Source organism: Streptomyces harbinensis, from assembly GCF_900116145.1.
GTDB lineage: Bacteria > Actinomycetota > Actinomycetes > Streptomycetales > Streptomycetaceae > Streptomyces > Streptomyces carpaticus.
This window is the reverse complement of sequence record NZ_FPAB01000010.1, coordinates 71,372-95,515: the sequence shown is the minus strand read 5'-3', so window position 1 is coordinate 95,515 and position 24,144 is coordinate 71,372. Positions and strand designations below refer to the sequence as shown.

Below are 24,144 nucleotides of genomic sequence, written 5' to 3'. Positions count from 1 at the left end.
CTTCGGCCATCCCCGACCGCTCTCCGCCGCACCACCGCGGCGCCCGCCGCCCCCCCACGCGACCCGGCGCGGGTGACCCGGTGCGCGGGACGGAACCGCGCCCGCCCGGCGGCGCCGGTGGCAGGGGCCCGGGGTGACGGCGGCGCCGCCCGGTGCCGGTACGTTCTCGGGGCCACGCCGCTGCCTGGGGCCGCGGCAGCGCTTCGGGGCCGCCGCAACGTCCTGAGCCGCGGCAACGGCGCCCGGGCCGTCCGCCGGTGTGGCGCACCCGGGGCAGGGCCGCGCCGCCGGGGCCACGCGTGGGAAGGCACGGTGTCGCGACCGGGCCGGAGCACCGCCGGACGCACCCGACGTCGCACGCGCCGAACGCCCGCCGCGCTCCCCCGCGCACCCGCGCCCCGCCGCGCCGCTGCCCGTACCGACCTCCCGCCGCGCGGCGGCGAGGCACCCGCCGCGGCACCGCGCCGGCTCCTCGCTCGCCCCGCCGCCCGGCGGCGACGCTCAGCCGAGCCGCACCAGGACCGGCGGGCCCGCCTCTCCGGCCACCGTCGTCAGCGACAGCACCGCGTGCCGCGGCGGTACCCGGTGCGCCAGCTCCGACGCCGACCAGCGCTCCCGCTCCACCCGGCGCACGGTCACGGACTCCGTGGTCGCCTCCCGCCCCGTGAACAGCTTGCGCACGCCCCGGGTGAAGCGCCGCACGACGCCGCCGCTGCGGTCGGGTGTGCTGGTGACGTCCCGGTCCTCCGTCCAGGCCGTGCCCCACGCCCGTGCGAAGTGCTCGGCGTCCCAGGTGGTGATGCCGGAGAACGCCATCCGGCAGCCCACCGCGCCCAGCAGTCCGCTGCGCAGCGCGGCGGGCACGTCGTCCAGGGTCCGCAGCGAGAGCACGGCGCCCGCGTTCGCCGGGCGCAGCTGGGTGAGGCCGCGCACGGTGCCGGGTGTGATGGCCGAGGTCGCGTCGTCCAGCACCAGGGCGGCGAACAGCGTACGGTCCGGCCGCGCGGCGACCGCCGCCGTGAACTGGGCCAGCAGCATCCGGGTGATCACCCGGCGGGCCTCCGCGTGCCCGGTGGCGGGCAGGTCGACACGTACCCGCAGCGGATGTTCCAGCGAGCTGAGCGAGAACGGCCGGGTACGGCGCGCCGCCTCGCCGTGGGAGAAGCCGGCCCGGTCCAGCAGCGCCAGTTGGTCGGCCAGCCGCGGCCCGAGGTCGTCGGGGCGCTGGGCCTGGCGGGCGCGGGCGTCCAGTTCCCGTTGCTGGCTCCACGCCCCGGCGTGGCCCAGGTCCTCGCGCAGTGTGGCCAGCAGCGCCGGGGCGCCGTCCAGCATGGCGCGCAGCTCCGGTATGCCGGGGAAGTGCCCGTAGGCGGCCTGGAACGGCCCGATGAGCTGGGCCAGTACCGCCGCGGCCGTCCGCAGGTCGGTTTCGGTGTCGCCGACCAGTGCCTCGGCCAGCAGCGCCGCCGCCTCGTCGGTGTCGGCCGCGCCGCCGTACGGGTCCAGTACATGGGTGGACCGCTCGTCGCCGATCCGCACGATGATGTCGAACGCGTCGTCGGGTCCGAGCGCGCTGCGCGCCGTGCCGACCGCGACGACGGCGGCCTGTCCGGTCAGCGCGTGCAGGCACAGCGCCTCGGTGACCGGCCGGATCACCCGCCCCGTCTTCCCCGAGCCCGGCGGTCCGACGGCCAGCAGCGAGGTGCCCAGGACGGTGGGGTCGAGGGCGATCTCCTCGCCCCGGTGCTCGTACGGGTTGCGTTCCTCGTCCACCGCGCGGCCGATGCACACCTGCCGGGTGAGCAGGTCGTGGCGCGCGGTGCGCACCGTCAGGTCGCGGCGGCCGGAGGGATGGACGAACGCCCCGGCGCCGTCGCCGAGCACGGCGGCCTCGAACTGCTCCAGGGCGGTGGGCCGGGCACGTACCGCGCGCCAGGCGTGCTCGATGCGCGCGTAGTCCAGGTCGCTCATGGCGCCGGTGCGCATCTCGCCGGCGAGATGGTCGGCGGCGCCGGCCGCTCCGGCCTCGCGCAGTTCGCTCCACTCCGCCTGCCGCTCGCGCTCCCGGTCGCGCGGCGTACCGGCGCCGTGCCCGCCCAGCCAGGCCGGGCGGTAGCGGCGCCAGACCGTGCCCCAGCCGCCGGCCAGGCCGAGGGCGAGTGCCAGGAGCAGCGCGTACAGCACGTAGTGCACGTTGTAGGCGACGGTGTACGCCGTGGTGTCGCCGTTCTCCCACCAGGCGTCGGGCACCAGCGCGTACAGCGGTTCCAGCCAGAACGTCCACACGCCGCGGAAGCTGAGCGTCCACACCACGTACCCGGCGACCGCCGCGGCGGTCGCGCGCAGTACCACGGCCCGCTCCAGCGGCTCGGTGCCGGGCGGCAGGCCCAGCAGGCGCAGCGCGGTGGGGCGGTGCCGCCGCCACAGTTCGGGGGCGTGGCCGAGCCGGCCGAACACGTACGCCAGCAGGCAGATGAAGAGCACCTGGTAGGTGTGGAGCACGCTGATCCCGGCGGTGGTCGGGCCCCAGGACCTCGCCCCGGCCCAGTCCAGCGGCCAGTCGACGGCCCGCAGATAGCGGTTGTCGTACAGCGACCACACCAGCCAGCCGGCCAGCAGGGCCAGCAGGGCGGTGCCGTGGAGTTCGCGGTCGCCGAGCCGGTGGGGGTCCTGCGGCGGCTTGGGCACGTGGCCCAGCCGCCAGATCCCCGCGCCCGCAGCGGGCCGCGGGGTGCGCGCCCAGCGCACCAGTGGCGGGGCGGGCGGTTCGGCGGGCTCCTGCCGGGGCAGCGGCGGGGCGGTGTGCTGCGGCGGCACCACGGGGGTGCGCCGTACCTCGCCGTCCGTCGTCATTGTTCCCAAGCCCCCTGACCGGCACGATGGCTGACTGTGCGTCGTCATCAATCTAATCGAGCACGCTGAACGGCGGGAACGGCGTTCGCACCACGGATCCCGGCCCGGCCGTCCGGCGCCGGGCCGGTGCGGCGTCGTGCCCGTACTGTCCCCTGCGGCAGGTCGATGTCCACCGCGGCCAAGTGACGGGCACAACTGCTCCGTGGCGGTGCATGCCCGGGCCCGGCGGCTGGCCCTAGCCTGCCAAGCAGAGCGAGAAAGCAGCCCTTCGTACCGAGGAGTGCGCACATGAGCAGCTTGACCGAACTGTCCGGTGGCCCCGCACTGCGCCAGGAGCGCCGCGTCGTCACCGAGATCCCCGGGCCGAAATCACGGGAGCTGCTGGCCCGCAAGCAGGCGGCGGTGGCCAACGGCGTGGGCACCGTACTCCCGGTGTTCGTCCAGCGGGCCGGCGGCGGCATCGTCGAGGACGTCGACGGGAACGCCCTGATCGATTTCGGCTCCGGTATCGCGGTCACCTCGGTGGGCAACAGCGCGGAGGCGGTGGTGCGCCGGACCACCGAACAGCTGACCAGGTTCACGCACACCTGCGCCATGGTCACTCCGTACGAGGGATACGTAGAGGTGTGCGAGGAACTGGCGCGGCTCACCCCGGGCGACCACCCGAAGAAGTCGGCGCTGTTCAACTCCGGCGCGGAGGCGGTGGAGAACGCGGTCAAGATCGCCCGCTACGCCACCGGGCGGCAGGCGGTCGTGGTCTTCGAGCACGGCTACCACGGCCGCACCAATCTCACCATGGCGCTGACCGCGAAGAACATGCCGTACAAGCACGGCTTCGGGCCGTTCGCCCCGGAGATCTACCGGGTGCCGGTGGCGTACCCGTACCGCTGGCTGACCGGCCCCGAGAACTGCGCGCAGGAGGCCGCCGCGCAGGCCATCGACCTGATCACCAAGGACATCGGCGCGGAGAACGTCGCGGCGATGCTCATCGAACCGCTCCAGGGCGAGGGCGGCTTCATCGAGCCGGCGAAGGGCTTCCTGCCGCGCATGGCGGAGTTCGCCAAGGAGCACGGCATCGTGTTCGTCGCGGACGAGATCCAGTCCGGGTTCTGCCGCACCGGGCAGTGGTTCGCCAGCGAGGACGAGGGCCTGGTGCCCGATCTCATCACCACCGCCAAGGGCATCGCCGGCGGGCTGCCGCTGGCGGCGGTCACCGGCCGGGCCGAACTGATGGACGCCGCGCACACCGGCGGCCTCGGCGGTACGTACGGCGGCAACCCGGTCGCCTGCGCGGCGGCGCTCGGCGCGATCGAGACCATGCGGGAGCTGGACCTGCCGGCCAGGGCGCGGCGCATCGAGGAGGTCATGAAGCCCCGGCTGCGGGCGCTGGCCGACCGGTTCCCGCTGATCGGGGAGGTGCGGGGGCGGGGGGCGATGCTGGCGATCGAGCTGGTGCACCCGGGCACCAAGGAGCCGGCGCCCGAGGCCACGGCCGCCGTGGCGGTGGCCTGCCACCGGGCCGGGCTGCTGGTACTCACCGCCGGCACGTACGGCAATGTGCTGCGCTTCCTGCCGCCGCTGGTGATCGGTGAGGACCTGCTGACGGAGGGTCTGGACATCCTGGAGGGCGCTCTGTCGGAGGCGTGAGACGGCCGGCCGTGCGCGGCGGACGGTGACGGACCGTCCGCGCCGCGGGAAACGGCGGCCGGCGGCCGGGGGCCTGGGAAGGGCTCCCGGCCGCCGCGTTATCTTGCTCGGGCGGCGGGCCGGCAACACGTGCGGCCCGGCGTGACCGCCGCCGGCCGCGGCCGGCGCGGGACGGGGGACGCAGGGGCGGGGTGGGGGCGGAGGAAGGCCGTCCCGGCAGCCCATACGGTGTCGCGGGCAAGGAGTCGCACATGGACGCGCAGGACACGGCCGCCCGGCTGCGGGCGATCGGCGAGGAACTGTCGGACCGCTTCTACGAGCGGGCCGATGTGATCCGCACCCTGATGGTGACGCTGCTGGCCGGGCAGCATTCGCTGGTGCTGGGCCCGCCGGGAACGGCCAAGTCCGAGCTGGCCCGCGAACTCACCGGACGGATCGACGGGGCGGCGTACTGGGAGATCCTGCTGTCGAAGTTCACCGCACCGACCCGGATGTTCGGCCCCGTCGATGTGGCGGCGCTGGCGCGGGGCGAGTACCGCCAGGTGTACGAGGGCCGGGCGACGACCGCGCACATCGCGTTCATCGACGAGATCTTCAAATGTTCCACGGCGGCGCTGAACGAGACCCTCGGCTTTCTCAACGAGCGCATCTACCACCCGGAGAGCGGCGGCGCCCCGATCCGCTGCCCGCTCATCGGCGCCATCACGGCGAGCAACGAACTGCCCGGCGGCGAGGACGCGGCGGCGATCTACGACCGGCTGCTGGTACGGATCGAGGTCGGGTACCTGGCGGACCCCTCGAACTTCGCCGCGCTCGTCCGCTCCGCCGTCGGCCGCCAGGCTCCGGCGGCCAGGACCACCGTCGCCCTCGGCGCGCTGCAGCACGCCGTGACCGAGGCCGTGCCCGCCGTGGCGCTCCCCGACGCCATCGTCGACGCGGTGTGCACGCTGCGGGCGGCGCTGCGCCGCAAGGAGCTCGTCGCCTCCGACCGGCGCTGGCGGCAGGCGGTGGGCCTGCTCCAGGCGTCCGCCTTCCTGGACGGCCGGCCGGCGGTCGGCGAGAGCGATCTGTCGGTGCTCACCCACGTCCTGTGGGACTCCCCCGCCGAACGCCCCACCGTCGAGCGCGAGGTGCTGCATCTGGTCAACCCGGACGCCCGGGAGGCGCTGGATCTGGCGGACACCATCGAGGAGTTGGAGGCCCAGCTGGACGCGATGGCCGGGCAGTCCCGCGAGGCGCTGAGCGAATGGGTCATCAAGAAGGCGCACGGACCGCTGGCCACGGCCGGGCAGCGGCTGGAGAAGCTTCGTGCCGAGGCGCTGAGCGCGGGGCGCTCCACCGCCACGATCGACCGGGTCACCGGACGTCAGCGGGCGGTGCGGGCCCGGGTGCTGACCGAGGCGCTCGGTGTGGACGCGGGCACGGTGCAGGTGCAGCCGTGAACGGCGCGGCGCGGGCCGCCGCCGCGGCCACGGCGGCGCCGGGCGCCACGGTGACCGCGGCGGCGGGGACGGCCGGGACTGGGACAGGGGGCACCGCGGCGGCCGCGGCGGCCGGGGCGGGGGGCGCCGCGGCGGCCGTGGCGGCCGGGGCGGGGGGCGCCGCGGCGGCCGTGGCGGCGGACCGGTTCGACCGCTTCACGTGGAGCGACACCCGGGCGCAGTCGGCGGGATTGCGCGAGCTGGCGGCGGAGCTGACCGGGCGCCACGCGGGAGCGGGCGATCTCCTGACCGATGTGTTCCTGGCGGCCTACAAGGCTGGCCCCCGGGTGCGGGAGGCTGCCGAGATGGACGCCACGCGGCTGGTCAACCACCGGATCGTCACGGAGCTGGTGGAGTCGGCGGAGTTCACCGAGCTGCGCCGGGAGACGGTGGGGGATCCGTACGCCGCCGCCATGGCCGTCCTCGCCCTGGCCGGCGCGCTGCGCCGGATGCTGGAGCGGGGCCGGGAGGCCCAGGACCTGGCCGAGCGCGCGGCGGCCGGAACGGCCGGCGACCCCGGCGCCGCTGACCACGACCGGGACGACGACGGCGACGGCGACGGCGACAGGCACGAGAGCCCCGGGGACGAACCGGACCCGGACGACGCGGCAGGCGAGGACGCCGCGCCCGACCCGGCCGCGGCGGATGCCGCCCAGCGGGCCGCCGAGGCCGCGGACGCCGCCGCCCGCGCCCTCGCGGCGGCGGTCCCGGGGATCCGCGGAGAGGCCGGCAACGCCGCGGCGAAAGCCGCCCGGGCGGCGCGCGAGGAGGCCGCCCTGATGCGGTCCTGGGGCGTGAGCGGCGGCGAGCTGGAACGCATGCCGTTCGACGGGCGGGCCCGGCTGGCGGAGCGGCTGCGCACCGGACGGCTGGCGCAGTGGTCCGAGCTGATCGGCCGCTTCCGGCAGATGGCCGCCGCCGAGCGCGCCCGCAAGGTGGAGAACACCACCGGGGAGCTCGTCGGTGTCACCCTCGGCGACGACCTCTCCCGCATCGTCCCCTCGGAGCTGGCTTCCCTGGGCCTCCCGGAGCTGCGCGCGGTGTTCGCCGCCCGCTACGCCGCCGGGGAACTGATGCTCTTCGACAGCCAGGGTGAGCAGAACACCGGCCGCGGCGCCGTCGTCGCCTGCGTGGACACCTCGCACTCCATGTACGCGGCGGGCCCCGGCGGCGTGACGCGCGAGGCGTGGGCCAAGGCGTGCGCCCTGGCGCTGCTGGACCAGGCCCGCGCCGCCGGGCGCGACTTCGTCGGCATCCTGTTCTCCGCAGCCGACCGGATCCAGGTCTTCCGCTTCCCCGCCGCCGAACCCGCCGGCATCGCGCGGACCCTCGACTTCGCGGAGAGCTTCCTGGGCGGCGGCACCAGCTACCAGGCGCCGCTGACGGTGGCCGCCGATCTGCTGGCGGCCGAGTACGACGACGCCTCCCGGATGCGCGGCGACATCGTCATGATCACCGACGACGAGTGCGGCGTCACCGAGCGGTGGACGCGGGACTGGAACGATGCCAAGCGCCGCCTGGGCTTCCGGGTTTTCGGCGTGGCCGTCGGCGCCCCGCGCGCCGCCGCGGCCGGCTCCGTCCTGGAGGCTCTGTGCGACAACCTGCGCTCCGTCGAGGACTTCACGGATGTGCACGCCGCCGCCGATCTCTTCCGGGTGATCTAACCCCTCCACGCGGGGACACCGCGCGCTCGCCGGCCGGCGTTCTCCCCCGGGCCGTCCCCGCGCTGCGGGCCACGAGCGCGGGAACGGCAGGCACACAGGCGGCGTGTGCGGTCCGGCTGCGCGTAATGGAGAAGCTGGGGGGATGTGATGCGGATCCGGCGGCGCGCGGCGTCGGGCCGCTCCCGCTGCCGTACCGTTCACAGCGGTGGCGAGCCATCGACTCCCGCCTTCTCGGGACCGGTTCCGCCCGCCCCACACCCCCCGGGGCGTGCGGCCGGTCGATCATTCCCGCGCCGGGCGCCGCGCCGCGCCGGCCGCCGCTTCGTGCATCGCCAGTTCCAGCAGCCCGGGGTCGGTCAGCGCGCCGGAGCCGTCCGGCGGCACCAGCCAGCGCACGCCGTGGCCGGTACGGCCCGGGTGCGGGACGGCGACCCAGCTGCCGGACCCGGCGCCGCGTACTCCGGTACCGATCCAGCGCCCCGTGGTGCCCGGCGGCACGAAGAATCCGATCCTGGCGTCGCCGTGGTCCGCCAGGACCGGCCCCGGCCGCTCCAGCAGCCGGGTGAGCACCTGGAGCGTGGGATGGCCCAGCGTGCCGTCCAGGATCAGTACGTCCCACATCCGGCCGGCCGGTAACAGCGCCACCCCCAGCGGATGGCGTTCCCACTCCCATCGGCAGGTATCCGGTTCGGGTGCTGCCGAGGCCAGCCATCGCATCGCGGACCTCACCCCGCCTGTGCCACTCACCGTGCTCTCCTTCCTGATACTCCGGGGCCCCCGGCGGGGGCCGTGCGGATCACTCGGTGAGAGCGGTGGGCGACCGGATCCTTACTCCGTTTCGCCGGGTTTTCCCGTGGTGTGCGTCACATCGCCCGAATGTGTTCGTTACGGCACGGGTTGACGGTCGCAGCTGATCAGACGTCGGCGGTGTCTCCGTCGTCCCCGCCCCGGTCGGCGCCGGCGTCGCCGTCCTCCCCGGAGCCGGCGGCGCCGGGGAGCGGCAGCTGCCAGTAACCGAAGGCGTAGTCCCGGCCCGGGGCGAAGTCCAGACCGAACTCGTGCGCGCCGGCGGGCACGGTGACGGTGTAGCGGGCCGTCCAGTTCTGGCCCGGCTCCAGGCTGCCGGGCAGCGGCGTCTCCAGCCGGACGTCGCGGCCCGGCAGTTCGCGCTCGCCGACCAGGACGTACAGTTCCGCGCCGCCGAGGTGGGCCGCGTCGCCGCCCTCGTTGCGCAGCCGTATCTCCACGGTGGCGACGGCGCCGCTGGTGGAGAGCTCCGGTTCGGGCATGGTGACGGTCAGCCCGTCCTCGTACCGCACCGTCACCTCCGCGCCGGCCAGCAGTTCCGAGCCGGCCTCCGAGGTCACCTCGACCACCTTCAGCAGTGTGCCCATCAGCAGCACCGAGAGCACGGCACCGATCGCCGTCGCGCCCGCGCCCGTCCACAGCCCGCCCAGCGCCGGCAGCCGGTTGGTGGCCTCGCCGCGCCGCGCGCGGGCGGCTCCCGCCGCACCCAGGATCAGCGCCGGGACGCCCAGGACCACGGCGACCGGGCTCAGATAGAACGTCCAGCACAGGGCGGCGGCGAGCACGCCGAGCACCAGCGACGCGGTCCCGAGCCCGTTGCGCGGCGGTCCGGGCGGCCGGACCGGGAACGGAGCCGCGTACGGCAAGTTCATGACAGGAGGCGGCGGCGGACCGTACGGCTGCTGCTGCGCCAGCGGCGCGTATCCCGCGCCCGGCGCGTCCGGCCCCGGTACGGCGGCGGGCGCCGCGATCCCCTGCGGCTGCGGCGCGGGCGGGCCCTGCGGTGGCGGAACCGCGCCCGTGCCGCCCGGCGGTTCCCAGCCCGTTCCCCGCCCCGGCGCCCCGTTCTCCTCCGGTGCCCGGAACGGATCGGGCTCGTCCATCGACGTCACACTTCCTCCCCTGAATCCCCATACCCTACGGGCCCCCGCGGCCTGCGCCGCCCCTGCCTACCATGAACGGGCCCCACCCGCCCGTCACGGAGGCCAGCTTGTCCGACCTGACCGCTTTCATCGCCCGGCTTCCCAAGGCTGAGCTGCATGTTCACCATGTCGGCTCGGCCTCGCCGCGCATCGTCGCCGAACTGGCGGCACGCCACCCCGACTCCCCGGTGCCCAAGGATCCCGAGGAACTGGCGCGGTACTTCACCTTCCGGGACTTCGCACACTTCGTGGAGGTCTACATCTCGGTCGTCGACCTGATCCGCGACGCGGAGGACATCCGGCTGCTGACGTACGAGGTCGCCCGGGACATGGCCGCCCAGCACATCCGCTACGCCGAGCTGACCCTCACCCCGTACTCGTCCGTCATCCGCGACATCCCGGCGCCGGCGTACATGGAGGCCATCGAGGACGCCAGGATCGCCGCGGAGCGCGACCTGGGCGTCGTGCTGCGCTGGTGCTTCGACATCCCCGGCGAACTGGGACTGCCCGCCGCCGAGGAGACCGCCCGGCTGGCGACCGAGCTGCCGCCGGACGGCCTGGTCTCCTTCGGCCTCGGCGGTCCGGAAAAGGGCTGGCCGCGCGGGCTCTTCAAGCCGGCCTTCGACCGCGCCATCGCCGCCGGGCTGCACAGCGTCCCGCACGCCGGGGAGAGCACCGGGCCGCAGACCGTCTGGGACGCCCTGACCGAACTGCGCGCCGAGCGCATCGGGCACGGGAACAACGCCGTCCACGACCCCGCGCTCCTGGCCCATCTGGCCGAGCGCGGCGTCCCGCTGGAGATCTGCCCGACCTCCGAGGTCGCCACCCGGTCCGTGTCCTCCCTGGACGAACACCCGCTCCCGCAGCTGATCGACGCCGGGGTGACGGTCACCATCAACTCGGACGACCCGCCGATGTTCGGGACCGACCTGAGCACGGAGTACGCCATCGCCGCCCGGCTGCTCGGCCTGGACGCGGCGGGCGTCGCGGCGCTGGCGAAGAACGCGGTGACCGCCTCCTTCCTCGACCCGGCCGGCAAGACGGCGCTGACGGCGGAGATCGACGCGCACCTGGCGGCGTGGACCGAAGCGGGGGCCGGCGCCGGGACCGGGGCCGGGGCCGCATGAGGGGCGTCCTCGCGGTGGCCCACCGGGGCGACCCGTACCGCGCCCGGGAGAACACCGTCGCTTCCTTCCTCTCCGCCGTCGCGACCGGCGCGGACATGGTGGAGCTGGATGTCCGGCTGACCCGGGACGGCGTACCGGTCGTGCTGCACGACGCCACCCTGGAGCGGCTGTGGGGGCACGATCGTCCGGTGGCCGAGCTGACAGCGGACGAGGTGCGCGCCCGCACCGCCGGCGGCGTACCGACCCTGTCCGAGGTGCTCGCCGTCACGGCGCCGGTGCGCACCCTGATCGATCTGCCGATGCGTGCGGCGGAGCCGGCCCGCGCGGCGGTGGCGGCGGTACGGGAGGCCGGCGCGGCGGACCGGGTGAGTTACTGCGGCGATCCGGCGGCGCTCAAGGCGGTACGGGCGGCGGACGCGGCGGCGGAGATCGGCCTGACCTGGAAGCGCACCGGTCCGCCGCGCGCCGCCCTGCTGGACGGACTGCGCCCGGCCTGGCTGACGTACCGTTTCGGTCTGCTGGACCGCGCCCTGGTGGCCCGCGCCCACGACCGGGGGCTGCGGGTGATGGCCTGGACGGTGGACTCCCCGCGCGCCATGCGCCGCCTGCTGGCGATGGGGGTGGACGCCATCACCAGCAACCGCGTCTCCGAACTGCGCCGCGTCATCGGGTCCTTCTCCGCACCCTGACGCCAACCGCCGCCGCACCGGGCCGGATTGTCAGTGCCGAGCTCTACGGTTCGGTGCATGGTGGCGATGACGCATTCTTATCGGTATCTGCGGCCCTCGGCGGCCGACGCGTCCGGCGGCGCGGTGGGCCTGGCGACCTCCGGCGGTACGACGTCACGCGGGCCGCTGCCCCATCCGCGGTTCTTCAGCGGCGTACTGACCCGCCCGGAGGCAGCGGCGCGCGGCCTGCTGGCGGTCGCGGCGGTGGCGCGTACCCGCTATTTCCGGCCACAGCTGGCGGCGCTGCGCGACCCGGTGGTGACCTGTGACGGTCAGCGGCTGCGGTTCGAGTCCTTCTCGGCCTGCGGCGGGGTGCACGCGCGGCTGGACGTGCTGCCCGGCGCGCTGGACGGCGAGGTCTTCGACCGGGGCACCACCAACGTCGATGTGAACGATCCGCTGCGCGAGGCGCTGGCCCGGGTCCGCGGCGGCGACCCGCTCCATCTGTCGGTCGGCGCCGACGAACTGACGGTCACCACGACGGACGGCGCGGTGCTGGAGAAGAAGGTGCCGCTGCCCGAGCGCTGGCTGCGGGGGTTCGCCGAGCTGCAGGTGATCTCCGTACCGTTCGATCTGCGCGCCGAGCTGCCGGCGGCGGAGGCGGTACGGCTGCTGCGGTCGCTGCCCGCGGGGTCGGGGGTGCTGTGGATGGTGCCCGCCGGACGGACGCTGCGCCGCTCGGCGCGCCCCGCGCCCGGCGCCGTGGCCCTGGCCGGGGCGCGGCGGCTTGAGGTGCTGACGCCGCTGCTGCGTTTCGCCCGGGCGCTGCGGGTGTACGGCCCGCCGGTGTCGGCCGCCTCGCTCCCGGTGGCCTCGGCCTGGGAGCTGGAACTGCCCGGGATGCGGCTGGTGCTGACGCTGTCCCCGGAGGTGACGCGCGGGTTCTCGGGTGAGGGCGCGGTGCTGGACGCCCTGGTGGCCGATCAGGTGGAGGCGGACGCGGAGCTCGTCGGGGCGCTGATGGACTTCGAACCGGCCGTGGAGACCGGTGAGCTGGCCCGGCTCTCCGGGCTTCCGCTGCCCCGGGTCAAGGCGGCACTCGGTCAGCTGGGGACGGCGGGGCGGGTGGGTTACGACGTGGCGGAGGCGGCGTACTTCCACCGCGAGCTGCCGTACGACGCGGCGGGCGCGGAGCGGCTGAACCCCCGGCTGCGCGGCGCCCGGTCCCTGCTCGCGGAGGGGGTGGTGCGGCTCGCGGAAGCGCCGGACGCCGCCGCGGGGGACGACGCCGCCCGCACCGCGACCGTGGCGATGCCGGACCGTGCGCACCGGGTGCGGCTGACCGCCGACGGTACGGCGCTGGGCTGCACCTGCCCCTGGTGGTCGCGCTACCGCGGGACGCGTGGCAAGTGCAAGCACGCGCTGGCGGCGGAGCTGGCCGCCCGGCCCGGGGCACCCGCGCGGCCCGGCCCGAACGACTGAGCACGGACAACGGAGGACGGAAGATGACGGACGGTGCGTTCGGTCCGCTGGAGAAGGCCCTGGAGGCCGCCGACCACGCGGCGGTGCTGGCGGCGCTCACGGGCCTGACCGACCGGGACCGGCGGGCCCTGGCCAAGCCGCTGCGGGCCTACCGCAGGCGGTGGCAGCAGGAGCGCGACGAGGCGGACCAGTGGCTGTGGAACCGCGGCGCCCGGCAGCGGCGCGCCGCCCAGGAACGTCAGCGGGTGTACGAACGCGGGCCCGCGCTGCGGCTGGCCGGCGCGGGGGTGCTGCGCGGCCCCGACGAGCTGGCGCGCTGGCTCACCGACTGGCGGTTCTTCCAGGGGAACTACCGGGAGGGGTTCGACGCGGAGTTCGCGCTGCTGCGGGAGCGGGACGCCGGCTGGCGGCGGGAGCTGGCCGAACGGCTCGCGCTGCGCATCGACGACAACGCCCGCCCGGACTGCCGGCTGGCGATGCTCGATCTGCTGGCCGAGACCGGCGTGACGCCGCCGCCGCGCGCCGAGGTGGTGCGCATGTGGGTGCACCGCGGCTACGACCGGCGGTTCGCCGCCGCCGGTCTCGGGGCGGATCCGCTGCTCGACACGATGGTGCCGCTGCTGTTCTCGGTGGACGAGCTGGGCGAGCTGCTGGAGAACGGGCCGTTCGCGCAGCGGCTGGTGGCCGCCGCCGCGGACGGCAGGCCGCGGCGGTCGGCTCTGCTGGACGGCACGCTGCGCCGGCTGCTGCGCGGCGGACGGCCGTCCGATCTGCGCGGCTATCTGCGGCTGTACGCCCTGCTCGACGTGACGGTCGAGGAGGCGGCGGAGCGGATACGGGAGCTGTCCCTGCTGCTGCCCGACGCGCCGTCCCCGGTGGCCGCCGTGGCGCAGGCGGAGCTGCGCCGGCTGGACGAGGCGGGCCGGCTGACGGCGGAGGCGGTGTGCGGGGCCACGGAGGTGGTGCTGTTCCGGCCGGAGCGGAAGCTGGCGGCGGCTCAGCTGTCGTGGCTGGCGAAGGCCGTTCCGCGGCACTCGGACCGGGCGGCGGCGCTGCTGACGGCGGCGGGCGCGGCGTTCGTCCACGCCTCGCCCGACGTGGCGCGCCGGGCCACCCGGCTGGTGCTGCGGCACGCGGCGGCGCTCGGCCCCGCCGCCGCCGAGGAGTTGTCGGTACGGGCGGAGGGCCTGCCGGCCGATCTGCGCGCCGAGCTGGGCCCGGCGCTCGGTATCGAGGTCAGCGCCCCGGACGCCGTCGCGCCGCCGGCCCTGCCCACGCTGCCCGTCCGGACCATGCCGCCGCCGATCGGCTCGCTCGCCGAGCTGGCGGAGGAGGTGGCGCAGTTGCTGACGGCGGTGGGCGACAGCGTCCGGTTCTCGCGGGGCTCCGAGATCGACCCGCCGGCTCTCGAACGTGTCCTGGAGGCCGTGGTGGCCGCCGCGCACCGGGATCGTCCGGAGTTGCTCGCCGCTCTGGCGCCGGTGCTGGACCGGTACGGCATCGTCCCCGGTGAGAGCGATGCGCGGCTGCGGGCGAGCGGGGATCCGCTCGGAGAGCTGCACGATCTGCTCGGCGCGGCCACCGGGCCCGTCCGTCCGGTGGACACCAGGCGCCGGCTGTTCTATCTGCCGGCTCCTCCGGAGCGGGCGAGCGCGGGCAAGGACCACTACTTCGGCACCCGGCTCGGCCAGTGGCGGAACACCGTGGGCCACTCGCCCGGTCCGGTGCAGGTGCTGCTCCACCGGCTGCGGGAGATCACCTTCGGTCTGGCGCACGCCCCGGTACCGATGCTGGTGGCGACGCCCACCGCGCCGGACGGGTCGCTGGAGGCCGCCGTGCTGACGGGGCGTCTGGAGCGGGCGGCGCGGGAGGGGTGGGTCCCGTGGGAGTACGACCTGCAGCTGGCGCTGCTGCGGCTGCCCCCGGAGCCGGAGCCGCAGCTGGCCGAGCGGGCCACCCGGATCGGCAGCGCGGCCGGGGACCGGCTGGCGGAGTGGCTGAGTTTCGGGGCGGCGGGGGCCACGGTGACCCGGCCCGGGGGCCGCCACGCGATCCGGCTGCGCCTGGCGGCGGAGCCGGCCCGCCCCGGCGTTCCGGCGGCGGGTGAGGACACGCTGCTGACGCTGCTCACCGGATCGCCCGACGCCCGCCGGTATCTGTATCCGCGGGCGCAGCTGGCGGCGTTGTGGCCCACGCTGTGGCCCTCCCGCCCGGAGGTGATGGCGGCGTTCGTGCTGCCGGCCCTGCCGGGCCTGGTGGAGCACGGGACGAACGACGGTTCGGGCATGATCGCCCAGCTGGCGGAGTCGCCCCGGGCGGGCGGGCCGGTGCTGCTGCTGGCGGTCACCCTCACGCTGAGCGCGCGGGGCGCGGAGGACCGGGCGGTGGCGGTGGACGCGCTGCTCGCGCTGGCGGCGGGCGGCCGGCTGGGCGGGGCGGAGCTGGGCGCGGAACTCGCGGCGCGCGCCGCGCGGGGGGAGATCAAGCTCAGCCGGGTGGTGCCCGCGCTGCGGGAGGCCGCCGGGTCGGGGGCGTACCGCGCGGTGTGGGAGGCGGTGGCGGCGGCGCTGCCGGTGCTGCTCGCCGAGCCGCCGCACCGGCTGGCGGACCTGGTGGCGCTGGGCGCCGAGTGTGCGGTGTGGGCCGGTGCCCGCGGGCCGGTGCCAGGTCTGGAGGAGTACGCCGCCCGGCGGGGCTCCACCCGGCTGCTGACGGAGGCGCGCCGGCTGCGCGACGTCCTGGCCGCCGAGTCCTGACCGCCACGCGGCCGGTGGCCTCCCGGCGGCGGCGCTCCGTACGAGCCGCCGCCGGGAAGCCGTGGGGTCACAGCGCCGTCATCACATGCTTGACCCGGGTGTAGTCCTCCATGCCGTAGGCGGAGAGGTCCTTGCCGTACCCCGACTTCTTGAAGCCGCCGTGCGGCATCTCGCCCACCAGCGGGATGTGGGTGTTGATCCACACGCAGCCGAACTCCAGCGCCTTGGACAGCCGCATCGCCCGGGCGTGGTCGCGGGTCCACACCGAGGAGGCGAGACCGTACTCCACGTCGTTGGCCCAGCGCACGCCCTCGGCCTCGTCGGTGAACTTCTGCACGGTGATGACCGGGCCGAAGACCTCCTGCTGGATGATCTCGTCGTCCTGGCGCAGTCCGCTGACCACGGTGGGGGCGTAGAAGTAGCCGCGTTCGCCGACCCGCTTGCCGCCGGTCTCGATCTTCGCGTGGGCCGGCAGCCGGTCGATGTAGCCGGCCACCTTCTCCAGATGGGCGGCGCTGTTGAGCGGGCCGTAGGTGCAGTCGGGGTCGGTCACGTCGCCGGTCTTGACCTCCTGCGCCGCCTTGGTGAGGGCCGCGACGAAGTCGTCGTGCAGGGACTCGTGCACCAGAACCCGGGTGGCCGCCGTGCAGTCCTGCCCGGCGTTGAAGAAGCCGGCGTCGCGGATGCCCTCGACGGCCGCCTGCAGGTCGGCGTCCTCGAAGACCAGACAGGGTGCCTTGCCGCCCAGCTCCAGGTGGACGCGCTTGAGGCCCGCCGCGGCGCCCGCCGCCACTTCGCCCCCCGCGCGGACCGAACCGGTGATCGACACCATGGCGGGGGTGGGGTGGTCCACCATCAGCCGGCCGGTGTCGCGGTCGCCGCAGACGACGTTGAACACGCCGGGCGGCAGGATCTCGCCGAGCAGCCCGGCGGCGTACACGGTGGAGGCGGGGGTGGTGTCGGACGGCTTGAGCACCACGGTGTTGCCGGCCGCGAGCGCGGGGGCGAACTTCCACACCGCCATCATGATCGGGTAGTTCCACGGCGCCACCTGGGCGCAGACGCCGACCGGTTCGCGGCGGACGAAGGAGGTCATGCCGGTCATGTACTCGCCGGCGGACTTGCCCTCCAGCATGCGCGCGGCGCCCGCGAAAAAGCGGATTTGTTCGAGCATCATCGGCAGTTCTTCCTGCCGGGTCAGCTCCAGCGGTTTGCCGGTGTTCTCGCACTCGATGGCCAGTAGTTCGTCGGCGTGCCGTTCGAAGGCGTCGGCGGCCTTCAGCAGGGCCAGCTGGCGGGTGGCGGGGGTGGCGTCCCGCCAGGCGGGGAACGCCTCGGCGGCGGCGGCCATGGCGGCGTCCACGTCGGCGGCCCCGGAGAGCGGGGCCAGGGCGTACGCCTCACCCGTCACGGGATCGATCACCTCGGTGGTGCGTCCGTCGTAGGCGTCGCGGAACGTACCGCCGATGTAGTTGCGCAGCCGGCGCGGTTCGGTGGTCACAACAGCCTCCTGCTCGCTGGTTCTGGGGAGGGTGGGACACCTCACCCTATGCCCGCACGCCCCTGTGGCAACACCGCCGCCGTCGAGAAATCCCCACCTCTGATGGCTGCATGCCAGGAAAAACGACGAACCGGACCCGGAGATGACCGGAGATCTTCCGGCCGCTCGGGACGCTCTTCGCCCGTCCGGGCGCCGCCGGGCCGCCGGGACCGCCCGGCGCGTACACCCGGTCGCGCGCCTCGCCGACCCGCTCCGCTATGTCCTGATTCGCGGCTTCCCGTTGCTAGCATCGCCGCCCGGGCGGCAGCAGCGCCTGTGACCGTCGCCCCGCCGGTCGATTCACCCGGCCGGGCGGCCCCAGCCCCCATGAGCGGAGGTCCCGGCAAGGATGGCTCCACCTGACGACGACGTGCTGTGGGCGCGCGACGTGCACTACTCCCACGGCGGCTCCCCCGCACTGCTCGGGGTCTCCCTGGGCATCCAGGAGAGCGAGATCGTGGCGGTCACCGGCCCCCGGGGCTGCGGCAAGACCACACTCCTGGGATGTCTGTCCGGGCTGCTGGTGCCCGGCGGGGGCGAGGTCTGGTTCAGCGGGATGCCCGTGCACACCCTGACCGCCACCTCGCGCGAGCGGTTGCGCCGCGACAAGTTCGGCTGGGTGGGCGACCGGCCGCACCTGGTGCCCGAGCTGACCGCCTGGGAGAACGCCGCGCTGCCGCTGCTGCTCACCGGCACCGGCCACCGCGCCGCCAAGCGCGCCGCGCTCGACTGGCTGGAGCGGCTGGACGTACGCGACTGCGCGCGCAAGCGGCCCGCCGCGCTGCTCCAGGCGCAGCGTCAGCGCATCGCGATCGCCCGGGCCCTGGTGCACAAGCCGGCCGTGGTCTTCGCGGACGAGCCGACCGCGCCGCTGCACCGGGCCGACCGGGCCCAGGCCCTGCGGACACTCACCAGCGCGGGGCGCTCCCACGGGATCACGGTGGTGCTCGCCACCCACGACCCGGAGGTCGCTACGCTCGCCGACCGCACCCTCACCCTGCTGGACGGCCGCCAGGCCGACTCGACGGCCGAGCCGGCATGCTCGCTCTCCGCCTAGCCCGCGGCTCCCGGCCGCTGGCACTGGCCCGTCGGCTGCTGGTGGCCGTCGCGGCGGGCGGCGTGGGGTTCCTGCTGCTGAGCGGTCTGGGCTGGGCCAGCGCCCACCCGGGCGACGGCGACCAGGCGGCGCTGCGGCTGGCCTGGTGCCTGGTGCCGATCGCCGCGACGGTCCAGCTGGCGGTGGCGGTGGCGCGGGCCGACCCGGCGGGGCGACCGCGCTCGGGGCTGGACACGGCGGGTCTCGGCCCGGCCCGGCTGCCGGTGCTGGCGGCGGTGTCCACAGCGATCGCCGCACTGCTGGGCAGCGCCCTGGCGCTGCTGGTGTTCCTGCATCTGCGCGGCGACATCTCGGGGCTGCCGTTCGACGGCGCGGCGTCGGGACTGCTGGCGGCCGACCGGCCACTGCCGCTGGCCGCCGCACTCACCCTGCTGACGATCGTCCCAGCGGCGGCGGCCGTCGCGGCGGCGCTCGCGCTGCGCGGGCGGGCGACGCCGGCGCGGCGGTCCTCGCCGCTGCCGCCCCCGATGCCCCCGACGCCACCGGCGCCGCCCGGTATGGCGGGGGCCACCGCGGCGGACTCCGCGCCGGGCGAGCCGCCGGTGCAGGTGCCCACCGGGCTCCCGTGGGGCGCGGCGCTGACCGGCGCGGGGATCGCGTTCAGCGGGTACGCGGGATTCACCGAACGCCCGCCCAGCGACGCGGACGGAGCGCTGACCCTGCCGGGCGCGCTCAGCGGGCTCACGCCGGGCGTGGTCGCGGGCTGGCTGCTGATCGCCACCGGCGTCATCGTGGCGGCGCCCTCACTCACCCATCTGTGCGGCCGGGCGCTGGCCTTCGGACGGCCCGGTGCGCTGCGGCTGCTGGCGGGTCGGGTGCTGCAGAGCGAGGCGGAGCGGCTGGGGCACGCGGTCGGCGCGCTGTGCGTGGCCGTCGCGGCGGCGCTGGCGGCACTCGATCTGGACGGACCGCGGCTGTTCGGGCCGCTCAGTGCTCTCGGCACCGGCATCGTGCTGATCTGTGTCCTGGGGACGATCGCGGCGACCGTCCACGAGTCCCGCGCGGCGCGGGCGGCGGCCACCGGCTCGCTGCTGCGGGTGGGAGCGCCGCGCGCGCTGATCCGCCGCGCGGCGCTGCTGCGGATCGCGGCACTGCTGGTGCTCTTCGCCCCGCTGACCTGGCTGGTGTTCCAGACGTTGGTTCTGCCGATCCGCGCATAGCACCGGCCGGTGCCCGCCCGTCGTCCCCAGCGGCCGGCCCCCTCGGCGGCCGGCGCCCGGTGGCGGCCGGCGCGCCAGCGGGCGCCGTGCCGGGAAGGGCTCCGTACGGCAGCCATCCGGTCCATCGACCGGTACGCCGCGCGCCAACGACGCCGCCCGGTCTCCGCAACGGCACGTGCCGGCCGGCACGCACCCCGGGACGTGCCCCCCGGCCCCGGCCGCGACGGGGCGCCGCGGCCGGCCTGCGGAGTGCAGCGCGCGGCGCGGCGGTCAGCGCACCGGCCGGAAGGGCGCGAAGGGGGCCTCGGCGATCCGGCCCTCGCGCACCACGACTGTGCTCACGGGAACACCCACCACGCCCGAGGGGAGATCCACGGTCAGCAGATACCGCCCCGGGGCGGCGTGGGCGAACCCGAACCAGCCGGTGCCGTCCGTCACCGTCCGCACCGGCTGCGGCGCGCCGCCGCCCAGGCCGAGGGGCCGCAGCGTGACCCGGGTCTGATCCAGCGGCGTACCGTCGCGCAGCGTCAGTTCACCCGTCACATGCCCGTCGCGGGGCGCCGACTTCCACGCCATCCCGGGCACGGCGGCGGGCTCGGCGAACGGTGCGTCGGGGCCCGTGGTGAGCGCGGCGGTCAGCCGTTCACGCTCCGCCGCGAGCCCGTTCTCCGCCACGTCCATGCTGGGGTTCGCGTAGGAGTAGCCGCTCCAGCCCACCGCCGTGTTCCCGGCGGGCGTCGGGGCAAGGGCCTCCCGCAGCTGGGCGAGGCTGCCCCCCACCGGGTTGAGGTAGAGCGCGGGACCGGTGACGCCGTGCCGTCCGGCCTGGGCGTCGGCGAGGAACCGCGTCCACTCGCTGTACATCTGCGCCTGGTCGGGGTTCCAGTCCCGCTTGTAGTTCATGGTGACCACCGTGTCGGTGATGCCCTCGGCCAGCCAGCCGGCCCAGTCCTGAAGGACCTCGGCGTAGGTGCGGGTCGCCTGCCAGCCACCCACCGACTGGGGGCCGAAGCCGTAGGTGATGGCGTTGACCGACAGACGTGCGCTCGGATTCTCCTCCCACATACCGAAATAGATGCGGCGGACGAGGGAGGTCACCTGGTCGCGCCGCCACTGGCTCCATGCGGCGTCGTCGGGAGCGGGGATGTCAGTGCGGCCGCTGACCCGACGGAAGCGTTCCAGTGCGACTTCGTTGTAGCCCCAGTCGCTGTGTGTGGTGGTGGAGCTGCCGTCGGGGTAGCGGATGTAGTCGAGGTTGATGCCGTCCACGTCGTACTCGCGTACGAGCGAACGGATGGCTTCGACGATGTACGCGGCGGCGTCCGGGTGTCCGGGGTCGATGTAGGAGTTGGCGCCCTGGAGTTCGGTGCCGTCGGCCTTCCTGTTCAGCCAGCGGTCGCGGCCCTCGGCGGCGGGCCCGTGCCGGTTGAAGACGTGGTCGGCGGAGCGCGGCGGGGTGGTGCTGTTCCACAGCGTGTTGACGTTCACCCAGGCGTGGACCTGGAGTCCCGCGGCGCGGGCCTGCGCGATGACCTCGTCCAGCGGGTCGTACGGTGCGGGGGCGATCGCGGCGTCGGTGCGCGGGTAGAGCGCCCGGTTGCAGAAGCAGTCGTAGCGGCGGGCGGTCTGCACGACGAGCACGTTGGCGTTGATGGCGAGGGCGTCGTCGATCAGCGTGCTGACCTGTTCCGGCGTGTAGATGCCGTCGTTGAAGGCATCGACCCAGTAGCTGCGCCACTGCTCGGGCGGCGACGCCGGCGGCTCGGCGCGGGCCGGGCCCGCCAGGACGACGCTGCCGAGCAGCAGGCTCAGCGCGGTGAGCAAAGTGGCCACGATCCGTCTCATACGGCCCTTCCCGGGGTGGTTGACGGGACGCCGACAATTTACTTCGCCACCCGGCGGACGTACAGACAGAAACTTTCACCCGTCGGCCGGTTCGCCTCCCGCGAGCGGTACCACCTCACGCGGATCGAAGACCACCCGCACCCGTTCCCCCTCCGCAGGGGCGTGCCGCAGCGGTACGGACGCCTCCAGCTGCGGACCGCGCTCGGGGTCGAGCAGAACCACCACCCGCTCACCCCGGAAGGTACGCGCCGTCACCGTGCAGCGCGGACCAGCCTGCGCGGCGGCGTCGGCACCGCCGTCACCGCCGTCGCCCGTGAAGCTCACTCCGGCCGGCCGGATCAACAGCCGCCCGACGCCGTCGGGGGTGCCCTCCGGTACCGGCACCGCCCCCCACGGCGTCTGTGCCACGCCGCCGCGCACCGTCGCCCCCGTCACATTGCGGAAGCCGAGGAACCGCGCCACGAATTCGGACGCCGGGCGCTGCCACACCTCCGCCGGGCTACCGCTCTGCGCGATCCGGCCCGCCCGCATCACCACCACCCGGTCCGCCAGCGCGAACGCCTCGCCCTGATCGTGGGTGACGGCCAGGACCGTGGTGCCCAGTCCACGGAACAACTGCCGCAGCTCCACCACCAGCCGCTCCCGCAGCCCGCGGTCCAGCTGGCCCAGCGGCTCGTCCAGCATCAGCAGCCGCGGGCGGGGCGCCAGCGCGCGGGCGAGCGCGACCCGCTGCTGCTCGCCGCCCGACAGCGAGCCCACCGAGCGGCCGGCCGCGCCGGGGAGGCCCACGAGGTCGAGCAGTTCGGCCACCCGCTCCTGCGCCGCGCGCCGGGGCACGCCGCGCATCCGCAGCCCGAAGGCGATGTTGCCGCCGACATCACGCTGCGGAAACAGCTGATGGTCCTGGAACATCAGGCCCAGGCCGCGCCGGTGGGTGGGCACTGCGGACTGGTCCTCACCACCGAGCAGGACCGTACCGGCGTCGGCGGGACGCAGCCCGGCGACGGCGCGCAGCAGCGTGGACTTGCCGCTGCCGCTGGGGCCCAGCACGCTCACGATCTCCCGTTCGGCGACGTCGAGATCCACACCGTCCAGCGCGGTGTGCGCGCCGAAGCGCACGGTCAGCCCGTCCAGGCGCAGCAAAGGCATCGGGGTACTTCCCTTCACAGCTCTCCGGTGCGGCCGGGGCGCAGCCGCTCCAGGATCAGCAGCGTGGCGGCGCACACCAGCATGAGGATGGTGGACAGGGCCATCGCCTGTCCGTAGTTGAGCTGCCCGGCCCGCCCCAGCAGCCGGGCCACCGCGACGGGCAGCGTGGGGGTGTCGGCGCGGGCGATGAAGACGGTGGCACCGAACTCCCCCAGCGACACGGCGAACGCGAATCCCGCCGCGACCAGCACCGCCCGCCGCACCAGCGGCAGATCGACCTCACGCCACACCCGCAGCGGGGAAGCGCCCAGCACGGCAGCCGCCTGCCGCAGCCGGTCGTCGACGGCCCGCAGTACCGGGAGCAGCACGCGGACCACGAACGGGACGCCGACCAGCGCCTGGGCCAGCGGCACCAGGATCCAGGACGAGCGCAGGTCCAGCGGTGGCTCGTCCAGCGCGATGAGGAAACCGAAGCCGACGGTGACGGCGGAGGTGCCCAGCGGCAGCATCAGCAGCGCGTCGAAGCCGCGGGTGAAGCGGCCGGCCCGCCGGGTGAGGGCGGCGGCGGCCAGCCCTCCCACGGTCAGCGCGATGACGGTGGCCACCGCCCCGTACGCCAGCGAGTGCCCGATCGCCTCCCAGGGCGCCACCACGAAGGTGCCGCTGTCGGTACTGGTCAGCGCCCGGTAGTAGGTGAGGCCGTAGCCGTCGGGGCCGGCCAGGGAACGTTCGACCAGGACGGCGAGCGGCAGCAGGAGCAGCAGCGCGATGGTGATCAGGACGCCCGCCAGCAGCGACCACTGCGCGGCGCCGCGCGGACGGTGCGCCGCCGAGCCCGCGTCCACCAGCCGCAGTGCGGACTCGGCGCGGCGCACGGTGCGCGCGTGGAGCAGCAGCAATGCGGCGACCGCCGCGAACTGGAGGAGCGTGAGGACGGCGGCGGTCGGCAGATCGAGCAGTTGCGCGGTCTGCCGGTAGATCTCCACTTCCAGCGTGGCGTAGCGGGGACCGCCGAGGATCTGCACCACCCCGAAGGAGGTGAAGGTGAACAGGAAGACCATCAGCGCGGCGGAGGCCACCGAGGGGGCCAGCGCGGGCAGCGTCACGCGCCGCCAGGCCGCCGCCGGGCTCGCGCCCAGGACCCGTGCCGCTTCCTCCTGGCGGGGATCGAGCTGCGACCACAGGCCGCCGACGGTGCGCACGACCACCGCGTAGTTGAAGAAGACATGGGCCAGCAGGATGGCCCACACCGTGGTGTCCAGCCGTACGCCCCACAGCTCGTCCAGGACGCCGCCCCTGCCCAGCAGGGCGAGGAACGCGGCGCCGGCCACGACGGTGGGCAGGACGAACGGCACCGTGACGGCGGCGTGCAGCAGCCGCTTGCCGGGGAAGTCGAGCCGGGCGAAAACGTAGGCGCCGGGCAGGGCGAGGGCGAGGGTGAGCGCGGTAGAGGCGGCGGCCTGCCACAGCGTGAACCACAGCACCTTGCGGATACCGGGGTCGGTGAGCACGTCGGCGGCGGGGCCGAACTGCCAGCTGCCGCCATCGCGCAGTCCGCGGCCGACGATGGCGGCGACCGGGTAGGCGAAGAACAGTGCGAAGAAGACCAGCGGCACCGCCAGCAGGGCCAGCCGTACGGCGGTGGCGCGGCGGCGGGCCCGTACCGTTTCGGCGGACGGCGGCGGCGGTGACGGGGCCGGGGCGCC

16 protein-coding genes are annotated in these 24,144 nt (G+C 75.2%); 9 read left to right on the top strand and 7 right to left on the bottom strand.

Features of this window, described 5'->3' with window-relative positions; genetic code table 11:
* Window positions 1–501 precede the first annotated feature (501 nt).
* The gene (locus BM385_RS23135; RefSeq protein ID WP_254791713.1) at window positions 502–2,853 is read right to left on the bottom strand and encodes a type IV secretory system conjugative DNA transfer family protein; all 2,352 of its coding nucleotides are present in this window, start codon (window positions 2,851–2,853) and stop codon (window positions 502–504) included.
* A 288-nt stretch (window positions 2,854–3,141) separates the two neighbouring features.
* Here BM385_RS23135 and gabT point away from each other — a divergent pair, with 288 nt between their 5' ends.
* The 3 genes from gabT to BM385_RS23120 all read left to right on the top strand — a co-directional run bounded on the left by gabT (window position 3,142) and on the right by BM385_RS23120 (window position 7,645).
* Complete coding sequence (gabT, locus tag BM385_RS23130; RefSeq protein ID WP_093844253.1) at window positions 3,142–4,500, top strand: 4-aminobutyrate--2-oxoglutarate transaminase; 1,359 nt, start codon at window positions 3,142–3,144, stop codon at window positions 4,498–4,500.
* 251 nt (window positions 4,501–4,751) lie between these two features.
* A complete protein-coding gene (locus BM385_RS23125; RefSeq protein WP_019436402.1) occupies window positions 4,752–5,942 on the top strand; it encodes an AAA family ATPase in 1,191 nt (396 codons plus the stop codon).
* A gap of 137 nt (window positions 5,943–6,079) precedes the next feature.
* Window positions 6,080–7,645 (top strand): VWA domain-containing protein, encoded by a 1,566-nt coding sequence (locus BM385_RS23120; protein WP_093844281.1) that lies wholly within the window; start codon window positions 6,080–6,082, stop codon window positions 7,643–7,645.
* 282 nt (window positions 7,646–7,927) lie between these two features.
* Here the strand turns inward: BM385_RS23120 and BM385_RS23115 are convergent, their stop codons facing one another.
* Together BM385_RS23115 and BM385_RS23110 are read right to left on the bottom strand one after the other, a co-directional pair.
* Entirely contained in the window at window positions 7,928–8,362 is a 435-nt protein-coding gene (locus tag BM385_RS23115; protein ID WP_051131206.1) for a bifunctional DNA primase/polymerase, read from the bottom strand.
* A gap of 197 nt (window positions 8,363–8,559) precedes the next feature.
* Window positions 8,560–9,555: a hypothetical protein gene (locus tag BM385_RS23110; RefSeq protein ID WP_093844252.1), complete on the bottom strand. Its 996-nt coding sequence runs from the start codon at window positions 9,553–9,555 to the stop codon at window positions 8,560–8,562.
* 107 nt (window positions 9,556–9,662) lie between these two features.
* On the opposite strand from BM385_RS23110, the gene BM385_RS23105 reads away from it, so the two are divergent.
* Genes BM385_RS23105 through BM385_RS23090 form a run of 4 tightly spaced genes read left to right on the top strand, consistent with a single transcriptional unit; the run spans window position 9,663 to window position 15,627 of the window.
* On the top strand, window positions 9,663–10,721 hold the full coding sequence (locus tag BM385_RS23105; RefSeq protein ID WP_175543087.1) for an adenosine deaminase: 1,059 nt from the start codon (window positions 9,663–9,665) through the stop codon (window positions 10,719–10,721).
* The gene (locus BM385_RS23100; RefSeq protein WP_093844280.1) at window positions 10,718–11,410 is read left to right on the top strand and encodes a glycerophosphodiester phosphodiesterase; all 693 of its coding nucleotides are present in this window, start codon (window positions 10,718–10,720) and stop codon (window positions 11,408–11,410) included. Before BM385_RS23105 ends, BM385_RS23100 begins: the two co-directional genes overlap by 4 nt.
* A 57-nt stretch (window positions 11,411–11,467) precedes the next feature.
* The gene (locus BM385_RS23095; RefSeq protein ID WP_019435550.1) at window positions 11,468–12,871 is read left to right on the top strand and encodes an SWIM zinc finger family protein; all 1,404 of its coding nucleotides are present in this window, start codon (window positions 11,468–11,470) and stop codon (window positions 12,869–12,871) included.
* Window positions 12,872–12,894: 23 nt separating this feature from the next.
* Window positions 12,895–15,627, top strand: coding sequence for a DUF6493 family protein (locus BM385_RS23090; RefSeq protein ID WP_093844250.1), 2,733 nt, complete (start codon window positions 12,895–12,897; stop codon window positions 15,625–15,627).
* A gap of 67 nt (window positions 15,628–15,694) precedes the next feature.
* Here the strand turns inward: BM385_RS23090 and BM385_RS23085 are convergent, their stop codons facing one another.
* Window positions 15,695–17,128 (bottom strand): gamma-aminobutyraldehyde dehydrogenase, encoded by a 1,434-nt coding sequence (locus BM385_RS23085; RefSeq protein WP_093844249.1) that lies wholly within the window; start codon window positions 17,126–17,128, stop codon window positions 15,695–15,697.
* Between the two features lie 388 nt (window positions 17,129–17,516).
* On the opposite strand from BM385_RS23085, the gene BM385_RS23080 reads away from it, so the two are divergent.
* Together BM385_RS23080 and BM385_RS23075 are read left to right on the top strand one after the other, a co-directional pair.
* Window positions 17,517–18,224 (top strand): ABC transporter ATP-binding protein, encoded by a 708-nt coding sequence (locus tag BM385_RS23080; protein ID WP_093844248.1) that lies wholly within the window; start codon window positions 17,517–17,519, stop codon window positions 18,222–18,224.
* Window positions 18,206–19,444 carry a hypothetical protein gene (locus tag BM385_RS23075; protein ID WP_093844247.1) on the top strand — a complete coding sequence of 413 codons (1,239 nt, stop codon included), beginning with the start codon at window positions 18,206–18,208 and terminating at the stop codon, window positions 19,442–19,444. The genes BM385_RS23080 and BM385_RS23075 overlap by 19 nt, the downstream gene beginning before the upstream one ends.
* Window positions 19,445–19,714: 270 nt before the next feature.
* Here BM385_RS23075 and BM385_RS23070 read toward each other — a convergent pair whose 3' ends face one another.
* From BM385_RS23070 to BM385_RS23060, 3 genes are all read right to left on the bottom strand, one after another.
* Window positions 19,715–21,277 carry a family 10 glycosylhydrolase gene (locus BM385_RS23070; RefSeq protein WP_254791712.1) on the bottom strand — a complete coding sequence of 521 codons (1,563 nt, stop codon included), beginning with the start codon at window positions 21,275–21,277 and terminating at the stop codon, window positions 19,715–19,717.
* 87 nt (window positions 21,278–21,364) lie between these two features.
* Window positions 21,365–22,438, bottom strand: coding sequence for an ABC transporter ATP-binding protein (locus BM385_RS23065; RefSeq protein WP_026047743.1), 1,074 nt, complete (start codon window positions 22,436–22,438; stop codon window positions 21,365–21,367).
* A gap of 14 nt (window positions 22,439–22,452) precedes the next feature.
* Complete coding sequence (locus BM385_RS23060) at window positions 22,453–24,060, bottom strand: ABC transporter permease (RefSeq protein ID WP_026047742.1); 1,608 nt, start codon at window positions 24,058–24,060, stop codon at window positions 22,453–22,455.
* Between the last annotated feature and the right edge of the window lie 84 nt (window positions 24,061–24,144).

Coding starts and splice junctions, on each gene's coding strand:
- BM385_RS23100 (WP_093844280.1), top strand. CDS start 10,718: ATGAGGGGCGTCCTCGCGGTGGCCCACCGGGGCGACCCGTACCGCGCC.
- BM385_RS23125 (WP_019436402.1), top strand. CDS start 4,752: ATGGACGCGCAGGACACGGCCGCCCGGCTGCGGGCGATCGGCGAGGAA.
- BM385_RS23135 (WP_254791713.1), bottom strand. CDS start 2,853: ATGACGACGGACGGCGAGGTACGGCGCACCCCCGTGGTGCCGCCGCAG.
- BM385_RS23065 (WP_026047743.1), bottom strand. CDS start 22,438: ATGCCTTTGCTGCGCCTGGACGGGCTGACCGTGCGCTTCGGCGCGCAC.
- gabT (WP_093844253.1), top strand. CDS start 3,142: ATGAGCAGCTTGACCGAACTGTCCGGTGGCCCCGCACTGCGCCAGGAG.
- BM385_RS23115 (WP_051131206.1), bottom strand. CDS start 8,362: ATGCGATGGCTGGCCTCGGCAGCACCCGAACCGGATACCTGCCGATGG.
- BM385_RS23080 (WP_093844248.1), top strand. CDS start 17,517: ATGGCTCCACCTGACGACGACGTGCTGTGGGCGCGCGACGTGCACTAC.
- BM385_RS23110 (WP_093844252.1), bottom strand. CDS start 9,555: ATGGACGAGCCCGATCCGTTCCGGGCACCGGAGGAGAACGGGGCGCCG.
- BM385_RS23095 (WP_019435550.1), top strand. CDS start 11,468: ATGGTGGCGATGACGCATTCTTATCGGTATCTGCGGCCCTCGGCGGCC.
- BM385_RS23075 (WP_093844247.1), top strand. CDS start 18,206: ATGCTCGCTCTCCGCCTAGCCCGCGGCTCCCGGCCGCTGGCACTGGCC.
- BM385_RS23090 (WP_093844250.1), top strand. CDS start 12,895: ATGACGGACGGTGCGTTCGGTCCGCTGGAGAAGGCCCTGGAGGCCGCC.